Below are 11,375 nucleotides of genomic sequence, written 5' to 3' on the forward strand. Positions count from 1 at the left end.
CCTGGTGCTGGTTTTCGATGCTTAGCGCGTGGCGAGGTCGCGAATTTCCTGCTTCTGGGTCTGGAAATCGTATTCCGACAAACCGATGTAATCGAGCACAAGAGCGCCGACACAGGCCCACTCATGATCGACCGGCTGATTGCCCAGGACCCGGTGCGATGAGCAGATGTTTTCGGACATTTTCAGGATCGCCAGCAGGTTTTTCAGCTGACTGTTGTTGCGTGACGTCTCATCGCTGAAAATCGCCAGGGCGTTGTGATGGTTGGCGATGGCCTGGCTGACATGGTCCGGCAGGCGCCAGGATTTGGAAGTGTAGTACCCGACCACCGCATGGTTGGTGTTGAATTCGCGGTTCTCGGTGTCCACCACCCGGCACTCGGCGCTGGCATTGGCGTAGGCCTGCTCCAGCACACTCATGTAGTTGGGGAACTGCTTGAGCATCAACGGCACGCCGCAATCATGGAACAGCCCCAAGGCGTAGGCTTCATCACCGTTTTCCAGACCGACGCGCTTGGCCAGGGTCAGGCAGGTCATCGCCACGTCCTGGGCCGTATCCCAGAAGCGATTGAGGGTGACGATGGCATCATCGTGCAGCTCGCCCTTGATCGACTGCGCGTTGATCAGGTTGATGATCGAACGGCTGCCCAGCAGGTTCACCGCGCGCTGGATCGAAGTGATCTTGTTGCGCAGGCCGTAGTACGGCGAATTGACGATCTTGAGCAAGGCACCCGAGAGGCCCGGGTCATGGGAGATCAGCTTGGCAATGGTCTCCAGGTCCGGATCAGGCATGTACTGCTCCATCTGCAGATCCACCATGATCTGCGGCTGGGGCGGCACACTGATGCCTTGCAGGGACTGTTGGATCTGTTCGGCGGAAAGCTCTTGGGACATGGGCATACACTCTGGGTCAGGCGGCGATTCTAACCCTTAAAGATGGATCCGATACACCGTCGGGCAAATCGCGCCACATGTCCATCACAAGCCCCGCACAGGCCGCAACACGCTATACTCCCGCTCTTTTTTCCGGAGCGACGTCATGTCCCTGCCCAGCCTGCGCCTCAAAGCCAACGCCGACCGTCGCCTGCGCGCCGGCCATCTGTGGGTCTACAGCAACGAAATCGATGTAGCCGCTACCCCGCTGCACGGCTTCAAGGCCGGCGACCAGGCCATCCTCGAAGCCGCTGGCGGCAAGCCGTTGGGCATCGTCGCGATGAGCCCCAACAACCTGATCTGCGCCCGCCTGCTGTCCCGTGACGTGAAGCTGCCGCTGGACAAATCCCTGCTGGTGCATCGTCTCAACGTGGCGCTGTCGTTGCGTGAGCGCTTGTTCGACAAGCCGTTCTATCGCCTGGTCTACGGCGACTCCGACCTGCTGCCTGGCCTTGTAGTCGACCGTTTCGGCGACATCCTGGTGGTGCAGATCGCCTCGGCCACCATGGAAGCCCACAAGGACGACGTGATCGCCGCCCTGACCCAGGTGCTCAAGCCCAGCGGCATCCTGTTCAAGAACGATTCCGCCGCCCGCGATGCCGAAGGCCTGAACCGCTACGTCGAGACAGTGTTCGGCCTCGTACCGGAGTGGGTCGCCCTGGAAGAGAACGGCGTGAAGTTCGAAGCTCCAGTCATGGCAGGTCAGAAAACCGGCTGGTTCTACGACCACCGCATGAACCGCGCACGCCTGGCGCCGTATGCCAAGGGCAAGCGCGTACTGGATCTGTTCAGCTACATCGGCGGTTGGGGCGTGCAGGCCGCGGCGTTCGGTGCCAGCGAAGTATTCTGCGTCGACGCCTCGGCCTTCGCCCTAGATGGCGTAGAGCGCAACGCGGCGTTGAATGGCTTTGCCGAAAAGCTGACCTGCATTGAAGGCGACGTGTTCGAAGCCCTGAAAGAACTCAAGGCCAGTGAAGAGCGTTTCGACGTCATCGTTGCCGACCCGCCAGCGTTCATCAAGCGCAAGAAAGACCTGAAAAACGGTGAAGGCGCCTATCGCCGCCTCAACGAACAGGCCATGCGCCTGCTCAGCAAGGATGGCATCCTGGTCAGCGCTTCGTGCTCGATGCACCTGCCCGAAGACGACCTGCAAAACATCCTGCTGACCAGCGCCCGGCACCTGGACCGCAACATCCAGCTGCTCGAACGCGGGGGCCAGGGACCGGACCATCCGGTACACCCAGCCATCGCCGAGACCCGCTACATCAAGAGCATCACCTGCCGGTTGCTGCCCAACAGCTGAATCATTTGCTGACCCTTATTAAACGCAGCCCTGGCTGCGTTTTTTTTGCACGTGTGAAAAGTTACCGAGCGCTTAAGCAAAAGCCTACAAAATAACTTTTTGTATGAGTCATCCCACATTATTACTGGAACTTTCCTACTCAATATCCGCTTGCCAAGCACTCATTAAAAACTATGATTGAACTGTCACTTCGCAAGTGATGAGCCTCGAAAAAAACAACATTTATTCAAACCTCTTATTCAAAAAAGGAGCTGTATCATGAAAGCAATCAATCTGGAAGCTAACAAGATCGCAAACCTGGCCGGCCTGATTGTTCCAACAGGCCGCTAAGTAAGTAAAGGGTGGAGCTGAGGAGTGCCGGCGCCTCAGCCCATCCATGCTCGCCCCCTCAGCGGAAAACCTTAATGCATATAAATCCGTGCGTTTTCATACTTGCGCGCCCGCCGCACCAGATTGTATGGAACTATGAGCAGCACACTCAGTTCGAGCTCGATCTGCATTATTCAACGCGACTGGCACAACTTATTCACAACCCTTCACACTTCGACACTTGCAACCCCATCGACATTGAATTCCTGAATGCCGGCATATTGACTGCAGAACCCAAGGAAGCCCTCGAATGGCGATGGGACGAGTTATCCAGAATATTTCATATCGGCACAAAAAATATTCCTTGCGAAAGTGTTCCCCAAAATGTCGAGGAATGGGCAACCCTGTACCTGCAGCATTGCCAAGAGGTTCTATCATCACCGCCGCCGGCCTGCCGCATAAAACCGTGCTCGGTTGACCTGATTGCCTTGACGCCCTGCTCCCTGGTCGACATCGAGGACGTTTCGCTGGGGCAGACGCTTGTCAGTCGAAGCACCTCTCGCTCATTCAGCGAACGAGCCATTTCAATCGAGCAGGTCAGCACCCTCCTCTACCTGACCCTGGGTTACCTGAACGAGCGCCCTTTTGCTCACGAGACCGGTCATCCCGAAACGCTGGGCGCGCGACGCAGTAGCCCCTCGGGCGGCGGCCTGAATGCCTGCGAAGGTTACCTGTACGTGCGTCACGTGGCCGGGCTGGAACCGGGAATCTACGCCTACCACCCGGCCGAACATGCCTTGAGCCTGATCCGATCACTTCCGGATGAACCCCTGGGCCAATTGTTAGCCGGACAGCACTTCATCAATCCGTTGCCATTCGGGCTATTCATCACTTCGCGCTTCGACAAGCTCTGGTGGAAGTACGAACACTCGCGTGCCTATCGAATGGCGTTTGTCGAAACGGGCCACGTGTCCCAGACCTTTTTGATGGTGGCGACTGCGCTGGGCCTCAAGACCTGGCTGACCGGGGCATTGAGCGACCGTCAGGTAGAACGGCTGCTTGACCTTGAAGACACTCCCGAACAGCCGTTGTTTTTTGTCGGTTGCGGTCATGGCGATGGGCAGGTCCACTGCCAGGCGCTGATGGCGCTGGTCAATGGCCAGGACTCTGCATCATGACCTTCACTCAGAGGCCGCGCTACACCTTGGGCGACTGGGATAACAAAGCTGCGGTGCGCGTGCGCAAAAACCACTACCGCCTACCCGACGATCTGGAGCATCAACTCGCCAGTCGGGACTGGTTTGCGCCAGCCTTCATACCCTATATCGAACATCCGCTGATCAATAAGGCGGGGCGCGCCATTGCCCAACGCCTGGCGGCCAATCACCTGGTGTACTTCCTCGACTACACCACCTTGCTCGAACACCGAGTGGTCAATCGCGCAGTGGAAACCATCGTCCATGGCGAACTGAGCGTACCCATCCCCGGCCAGATGAAAACCGCCGCCCTGCAGCTCTACACCGACGAGGGTTACCACGCACTGTTTTCCAATGAAGTGGCCGAACAGATCGTCGCCCTGTACGACATCCGCGACCGCTCGCTCCCCAGGCGCATCGACCGCCTGCTGGGCGTGATCGAAGCCACAAGCCCCCCGGATCGCCCTCTGGCGTGGTTTCTGCTGGGGTTCGTTTCCGAAACGATCATCGCCAAGGAGCTGCTGTCCATTACCTGCGAGACCTTGGTCTCCACGGTTTACCAGATGCTCAGGAATCATCTCGAGGACGAGGCACGCCATAGTCGCTATTTCAGCGAGGTGTTCCAGTATCTGTGGTCCTCCCTGGCCCCTGACCAGCGTGTCCTGGCCTCAAGGCTGCTGCTGGACATCATCGGCCTCTACTTCGAGCCCGACGTCCCTTGGTTAATGCGCAGCCTCGCCAGCGTCGGCTTTGACGAACAGGACGCGTTGAAGATCGTTGCAAACATCCTGCAACCGGACGCTCACGCCCAGCGAGTTCGCTCGGGGGCAGTCTCGACCTTCACAGCCATGCAGCAGGCAGGTTTCTTCGATGACGACCCCAATCAGCAGAGGTTCTTCCAGGCGGGGTTTATCGATGGCTGACACTCATGATCTCGCCACACGCAAAGCGGCCACTGTCGGCTTATTGTTGATGCTGACCTTGCTCGGCGTATTCCCCATCGATGTGGTGCTGCCTTCGTTTCCGGCGCTGTCCGAACACTTTGAGCGTCCATCGCCCGATATCGCCCTGTCTGTCAGCCTGTTCGCAGTGGGGATCGCAATGTCCCAACTGCTGGTCGGCCCGCTTTCCGACGCCATGGGACGAAAGAACCTGCTGCTGATCGGGATCATCGTCTCGGCCGTTGGCGCGACCGGGTGCGTCGTTGCCAATGACTACTGGTCCTTCCTGCTTTTCCGGGTCATCCAAGCCGTGGGATGCGGTTGTTTCGTGCTCTCTCAGGCACTGATCCAGGACCTGTTTACAGGTCAGGAGCAGCAGCGATTACGGATCTTCCTGGTCACCTGCGGCGGCATTTTCATTTCCGTTTCGCCCTTGGCCGGCACCGGACTGCAAAGCTGGATGGGCTGGCGCGGCAGCTTCCTGGTATTCATTGCCCTGGCTGTCAGTGTGTTCTTGAGCGCCAGTCTTCTACTCAAGCCTTTGCCAGCGGATAGCCAACCCAGGCGCCCGGACTTCATTGCGTCCTACCGGACGGTATGCAGTGACTTCAACTTCATGGCCTACTGGCTGACGTCAGCATTGGCTTTTTCCTGCCATTTCTCGTTCATCGTCATCTCACCGCTGGTTTTCATTGACCAGCTGCAACTGTCGCCGCAGGCATTTTCGCTGACGTTGCTGGGCTACGGGCTGGCCTATATCGGCGGTGGAGCGGTCGCGACCGTGCTGAGCAATCGGATCGACCCACAGACGCAAATCCTCACGGGGCTGTGCCTGATCCTGACGGCGGGAGTGTTGATGCTTGGGCTCTCCAGCCATCTGGGCTTGTCGGTCACCACGCTGCTACTGCCCATGATCGTGTGCACCGCCGGAACGACCATTGCTCGTGCGGCGGCCCACACCCGGGCAATGAATATCTTCCCCGAGCAAGCCGGTACATCGGCCTCGGCGGGCAGCGTGCTGATCTTCATTGTCGGCGGTTTGACCAGCGCTGCGCTCAGCCTCACTCCGCTGGACCTGCAAACCACCCTGGCTCTATGCCTGATGTTGCTCAGCCTCCTGGGGCTGGCACTCAATGGCCTGCTCCGGCATCGTCACAGGACGCTGTTGACGGGTTGAACATCGCCGGTCGTCATCCCGAGCGCGACATTGGCACCTGATCAGCGCTTTGCGTCATTTCATCCTGACGCCAGGGGTGTAGAATCGCGACATTCATCGCCATTCATCCCCGGCGGGTTTATGAGCTCATGCTGAGGCGCGCAGCGATCCTGCAAAGTCATCGGCCACTTCCGGACACACGGCCAAACCCGGGTGTTCCAGACGTCAACAGAAGCTCACTTCCCATTGATACCTGATACGTACCTGATTTGCCGCCCGGAGTGCTCCATGCCTGATTACCGCTCGAAAACATCCACCCATGGCCGCAACATGGCCGGCGCCCGTGCATTGTGGCGCGCCACGGGGATGAAGGATGACGACTTCAAGAAGCCGATCATCGCCATTGCCAACTCCTTCACCCAGTTCGTGCCAGGCCATGTTCACCTCAAGGACCTGGGTCAACTGGTTGCCCGGGAAATCGAACGCGCGGGTGGCGTAGCCAAAGAGTTCAACACCATTGCCGTGGATGACGGTATCGCCATGGGCCACGACGGCATGCTTTATTCGCTGCCCAGTCGCGAGATCATCGCCGACTCCGTCGAATACATGGTCAATGCCCATTGCGCCGACGCCATCGTGTGCATTTCCAACTGCGACAAGATCACCCCCGGCATGCTCATGGCGGCCTTGCGCCTGAACATCCCGGTGATCTTCGTTTCCGGCGGCCCGATGGAAGCCGGCAAGACCAAGCTCGCCAGCCATGGCCTTGATCTGGTCGACGCCATGGTGATCGCCGCCGACTCCAGCGCTTCCGATGAAAAGGTCGCGGAGTATGAGCGCAGCGCCTGTCCGACCTGCGGTTCGTGCTCCGGCATGTTCACCGCCAACTCGATGAACTGCCTGACCGAAGCCCTTGGCCTGGCCCTGCCGGGCAACGGTTCGACCCTCGCCACCCACAGCGATCGCGAACAGCTGTTCCTGCAGGCCGGCCGGACCATCGTCGAGCTGTGCAAGCGTTACTACGGCGAGGATGACGAGTCGGTGCTGCCGCGCAACATCGCCAACTTCAAGGCGTTCGAAAACGCCATGACCCTGGACATCGCCATGGGCGGCTCCACCAACACCATCCTGCATTTGCTGGCCGCCGCCCAGGAAGCCGAGATCGATTTCGACCTGCGCGACATCGACCGTCTGTCCCGTCACGTGCCGCAGCTGTGCAAGGTCGCGCCGAACATCCAGAAGTACCACATGGAAGACGTGCACCGCGCTGGCGGGATCTTCAGCATCCTCGGCTCCCTGGCCCGTGGTGGCCTGTTGCACACCGACCTGCCGACCGTACACAGCAAATCCATGGCCGAGGCCATCGCCAAGTGGGACATCACCCAGACCACCGACGAAGCCGTGCATCATTTCTTCAAGGCCGGCCCGGCAGGTATTCCAACGCAAACGGCGTTCAGCCAATCGACTCGTTGGGAAACCCTGGACGATGACCGTGAAAACGGCTGCATCCGCAGCGTCGAGCACGCGTACTCCAAAGAAGGTGGCCTGGCTGTGCTGTACGGCAACATCGCTCTGGATGGCTGCGTGGTGAAAACCGCCGGCGTCGACGAATCGATCCATGTGTTCGAAGGCAACGCCAAGATTTTCGAAAGCCAGGATAGCGCCGTGCGCGGGATCCTCGCCGACGAAGTGAAGGCCGGCGATATCGTGATCATCCGCTACGAAGGGCCAAAAGGTGGTCCGGGCATGCAGGAAATGCTTTACCCCACGTCCTACCTGAAGTCCAAAGGACTGGGTAAAGACTGCGCACTGCTGACCGATGGCCGTTTCTCCGGCGGCACCTCGGGCCTGTCCATCGGCCACGCTTCACCGGAAGCCGCTGCTGGCGGTGCCATCGGCCTGGTGCGCGACGGCGACAAAGTCCTGATCGACATTCCGAACCGCTCGATCAACCTGCTGATCAGCGATGAAGAACTGGCCGGACGCCGTGTTGAACAGGACAACAAAGGCTGGAAGCCGGTGGAAGTGCGTCCGCGCAAAGTCACCACCGCCCTCAAGGCCTATGCCCTGCTCGCCACCAGCGCCGACAAGGGCGCGGTGCGTAACAAGGCGATGCTCGACGGGTTGTAAGCGTCCATAAACAGCAATAAAAATGCCCCACTCAAGGTGGGGCATTTTTTTGCAGTGAAACAAACCATCGGTGATCAACTGTGCGAGCCTGCTTGCGAAGGCGGTGTGTCAGTCGGAATCGATGTTGAATGTGCCGCCGTCATCGCGAGCAGGCTCGCTCCCACAGGGTTTACTGGATATCTTCCGGCTTGACGATCACCCAGTTCTTGTCCGCCGTCACTGGCAGCCCTTCCTTGGCCTGGGCCGCGGCGTGTTTGGCCATCATGCCGTTGATCTGGTCCATGTACTTGTCCTTGCGGTTGACCCACAGGTGAATGCCACCCTTGGCCACGTTCACATCGTGGAACAGCATGTAGCCGTCGCTCCTGGGGGTGTCGCCAGCCACAAGCACCGGTTTTTTCCATTCGTCGATGTACGTCAGGATTGCCGCGTGCTTGCCGGCCATCCAGGTCGCCGGAGTCCACAGATACGGTGTGTACTCAAGGCTCAGGTTGGCCTTCTCGTCATATTTGCCATTGCTGATCTGCTTGCGGGCGGTGGTCAGTTCGCCGGTCTTGCGATCCTTGAGCAACGTGGTCACGCCGATGATGTTCTGCGGCTTGAGGTTGTAGCCGTACTTCGGATCGGCGGCGACCATGCGCACCAATTCTTCCGAAGCCGCGGTCATGACATAGACCTCGATGCCGTTTTCCATCAGTTTGTTGTACAGCTCGACCTGACCGGTGAAAATCTTCGGCGGGTTGACGTTGTAGTTGACCACCTTGTCGCCGTCGTAATACGTGGTCGGGACCGGCTTGCCAGAAGCCATCAATTCGTCGACGTAGCCTTTGAGTTCTTTGAGGGTAAAGCCGGAAAACACCTGGGCGACCCAGGGGTAGCAGACCATGTCGTCCACTTCGCACAAACGGTAGTAGTAGCTGAACAGGCTTTCCTTGTGTTCGGCCGTGTCTTTGAACGGCATCAGCTTCAGAGATGGGTCGAGGGTTTCGCGGGTGATGAGGCCCTTGTTCTCCATGAACGGCAGCAACGACTCTTCCAGGTCGTAGCGGTAACTGGTGTTGTCCATGTCGAACACCGCGTAGTTACCTTTGTTGGCGTTGGCCGCGATCATCGCGTCCAGCGCCTTGGCCTGTTCCGCTGGCCAGTGCTTGAGCTCAGTGGCGAGCGCCTGGCCAACGAGGCCCAGGCCCATGGCGACAACGAGAAGGTGAGGTGCAAGCTTCATCGGCGTTTCTCCAAGGTTCAAAGAACTCGACGCTAACAAATGCTCATGACGTTTCTCTCCTGCCCGCGACCGCTTGCGTCTTGATACCGCCAGCGGCATGCCCATAAACGTCATTGCCTTATTCCATAAACGACAATCTACATACCTTTTTATTATTAATTCATTAGATATCAGGCTGTTAGGCTTCCCGCCTCGCAGTCGCGGCTTCAGGCGACTGGCACAAGTCCTATCGGAGTTTTTTTGATGAATCTGCCGCTGATCCTCAATCTGCTGGTGTTCCTCGCCTTGCTGTTTGGTCTGGCGCAAACCCGTCACAGCACCTGGAGCCTGGCCAAAAAAGTCCTGCTGGCATTGGTGCTGGGCGTGGTGTTCGGCACCGTCCTGCACACGATTTACGGCGCCGGCAACCCGGTGTTGAAAGCCTCGATCGGCTGGTTTGACCTGGTGGGCAACGGCTATGTGCAGTTGCTGCAAATGATCGTGATTCCGCTGGTCTTCGCTTCAATTCTCAGCGCGGTAGCGCGCCTGCATAACGCCTCATCCCTGGGCAAGATCAGCTTCCTGACCATCGGCACACTGCTGTTCACCACCGCCATCGCCGCCCTTATCGGTATCGGCCTGACCAACCTGTTCGGTCTCACCGCCGAAGGCCTGGTGGCCGGCACCCAGGAAATCGCACGCCTGCAGGTGATCCAGAGCGACTATGCCGGCAAGGTCGCAGACCTGAATATCCCGCAGTTGCTGCTCTCGTTCGTTCCGCAGAACCCCTTTGCCGACCTGGCCCGGGCCAAGCCGACCTCGATCATCAGCGTGGTAATATTCGCGGCCTTCCTGGGTGTCGCGGCACTGCAATTGCTCAAGGATGACGTGGAAAAAGGTCAGAAAGTGATCAATGCCATCGACACCCTGCAAAGCTGGGTGACACGTCTGGTGCGGCTGGTGATGAAGCTGACCCCGTACGGCGTGCTGGCGCTGATGACCAAAGTGGTGGCCGGCTCCAACGTCCAGGACATCGTCAAGCTTGGCAGTTTCGTGGTGGTGTCGTACCTGGGGCTGGGCCTGATGTTCGTGGTTCACGGTCTGCTGGTGTCCGCCGCTGGGATCAACCCGCTACGCTTTTTCCGCAAGATATGGCCGGTCCTGACCTTCGCCTTCACCAGCCGCTCCAGCGCCGCGACCATCCCGCTGAGTATCGAAGCCCAGACCAGCCGCCTCGGCATTCCACGGGCCATTGCCAGCTTCAGCGCGTCGTTCGGCGCCACCATCGGCCAGAACGGCTGCGCCGGCCTCTACCCGGCCATGCTGGCGGTGATGGTCGCGCCGACCGTGGGCATCAACCCGCTGGATCCGGTGTGGCTCGCGACGCTGGTAGCGATCGTGACCTTGAGCTCGGCCGGGGTGGCCGGTGTCGGTGGAGGCGCGACATTTGCCGCGCTAATCGTGCTGCCGGCCATGGGCTTGCCGGTTTCACTGGTGGCGCTGCTGATTTCCGTCGAGCCACTGATCGACATGGGCCGCACAGCGTTGAACGTCAGCGGTTCGATCACTGCCGGGGTGATCACCAGCCAGGTGATGCAGCAGACCGACAAGGCTTTGCTGGATGCCGAGGAGCATGGGGAATTGGTGCAGGCTTGATTGCTCCCACATGGCTTACAGCTTTTCCCAAACCTCAAAGCTGTAGGCCGGCTTGTCACCCTCGGCCGGGTTCGGCTGGTTCGACACCTGTTTCCACTGGCTCGAATCGAACGCCGGAAACCAGGCATCGCCATCCGGGCTCAGCGCCACACGGGTCAGGTACAGTCGGTCCGCCTGCTCCAGGGCCTGGGCGTACAGCTGGGCGCCGCCGATCAACATCAGTTCGTCGACACCCTGCTGCAACGCCCACGCCTCAGCCCGTTCCACCGCTGCCTCCAGCGTGGAAAAGACTTCCGCGCCCTCCAGCACGAGGCCAGGCTGACGACTGACCACGATGTTCAAGCGCCCCGGCAGCGGCCTCCCCAGGGAGTCCCAGGTCTTGCGGCCCATGATGATGGGCTTGCCCAAGGTGGTAGCCTTGAAGTATTTAAAGTCCCCCGGCAAGTGCCAGGGCATGCTGTTGTCGACGCCGATCACACGGTTTTCACCGAGGGCTGCGATCAGGCTTAAAGGGAGTGTTTTTTTCATGCCGGCGAGGATACCAGAGGCC

General features: G+C 59.3%; 9 protein-coding genes. 6 read left to right on the plus strand and 3 right to left on the minus strand.

What is annotated here, in order from left to right; all coding sequences use genetic code 11:
* Positions 1-21: 21 nt before the first annotated feature.
* Positions 22-837, minus strand: a complete 816-nt coding sequence (locus tag BW979_RS01605; RefSeq protein WP_171061309.1) for an HDOD domain-containing protein — start codon at positions 835-837, stop codon at positions 22-24.
* A 199-nt stretch (positions 838-1,036) separates the two neighbouring features.
* Here BW979_RS01605 and BW979_RS01610 point away from each other — a divergent pair, with 199 nt between their 5' ends.
* From BW979_RS01610 to ilvD, 5 genes are all read left to right on the plus strand, one after another.
* On the plus strand, positions 1,037-2,233 hold the full coding sequence (locus tag BW979_RS01610; protein ID WP_047226035.1) for a class I SAM-dependent rRNA methyltransferase: 1,197 nt from the start codon (positions 1,037-1,039) through the stop codon (positions 2,231-2,233).
* 404 nt (positions 2,234-2,637) lie between these two features.
* Positions 2,638-3,720, plus strand: a complete 1,083-nt coding sequence (locus tag BW979_RS01615) for a SagB family peptide dehydrogenase (RefSeq protein WP_076383041.1) — start codon at positions 2,638-2,640, stop codon at positions 3,718-3,720.
* On the plus strand, positions 3,717-4,661 hold the full coding sequence (locus tag BW979_RS01620) for a diiron oxygenase (RefSeq protein ID WP_076383042.1): 945 nt from the start codon (positions 3,717-3,719) through the stop codon (positions 4,659-4,661). Before BW979_RS01615 ends, BW979_RS01620 begins: the two co-directional genes overlap by 4 nt.
* On the plus strand, positions 4,654-5,856 hold the full coding sequence (locus BW979_RS01625) for an MFS transporter (protein ID WP_047226038.1): 1,203 nt from the start codon (positions 4,654-4,656) through the stop codon (positions 5,854-5,856). The genes BW979_RS01620 and BW979_RS01625 overlap by 8 nt, the downstream gene beginning before the upstream one ends.
* Before the next feature lie 267 nt (positions 5,857-6,123).
* Positions 6,124-7,965, plus strand: a complete 1,842-nt coding sequence (ilvD, locus tag BW979_RS01630) for a dihydroxy-acid dehydratase (RefSeq protein WP_076383043.1) — start codon at positions 6,124-6,126, stop codon at positions 7,963-7,965.
* Positions 7,966-8,134: 169 nt separating this feature from the next.
* Here ilvD and BW979_RS01635 read toward each other — a convergent pair whose 3' ends face one another.
* Positions 8,135-9,190, minus strand: a complete 1,056-nt coding sequence (locus BW979_RS01635; RefSeq protein WP_076383044.1) for a phosphorylcholine phosphatase — start codon at positions 9,188-9,190, stop codon at positions 8,135-8,137.
* A 243-nt stretch (positions 9,191-9,433) separates the two neighbouring features.
* Between BW979_RS01635 and BW979_RS01640 the strand changes: the two genes are divergently transcribed.
* The gene (locus BW979_RS01640) at positions 9,434-10,825 is read left to right on the plus strand and encodes an L-cystine transporter (RefSeq protein ID WP_047226041.1); all 1,392 of its coding nucleotides are present in this window, start codon (positions 9,434-9,436) and stop codon (positions 10,823-10,825) included.
* A 15-nt stretch (positions 10,826-10,840) separates the two neighbouring features.
* On the opposite strand, the gene BW979_RS01645 is transcribed toward BW979_RS01640, so the two are convergent.
* On the minus strand, positions 10,841-11,353 hold the full coding sequence (locus tag BW979_RS01645) for a dihydrofolate reductase (protein WP_047226191.1): 513 nt from the start codon (positions 11,351-11,353) through the stop codon (positions 10,841-10,843).
* Positions 11,354-11,375: the final 22 nt, after the last annotated feature.

The organism is Pseudomonas sp. A214, assembly GCF_900156295.1.
GTDB lineage: Bacteria > Pseudomonadota > Gammaproteobacteria > Pseudomonadales > Pseudomonadaceae > Aquipseudomonas > Aquipseudomonas rhizophila.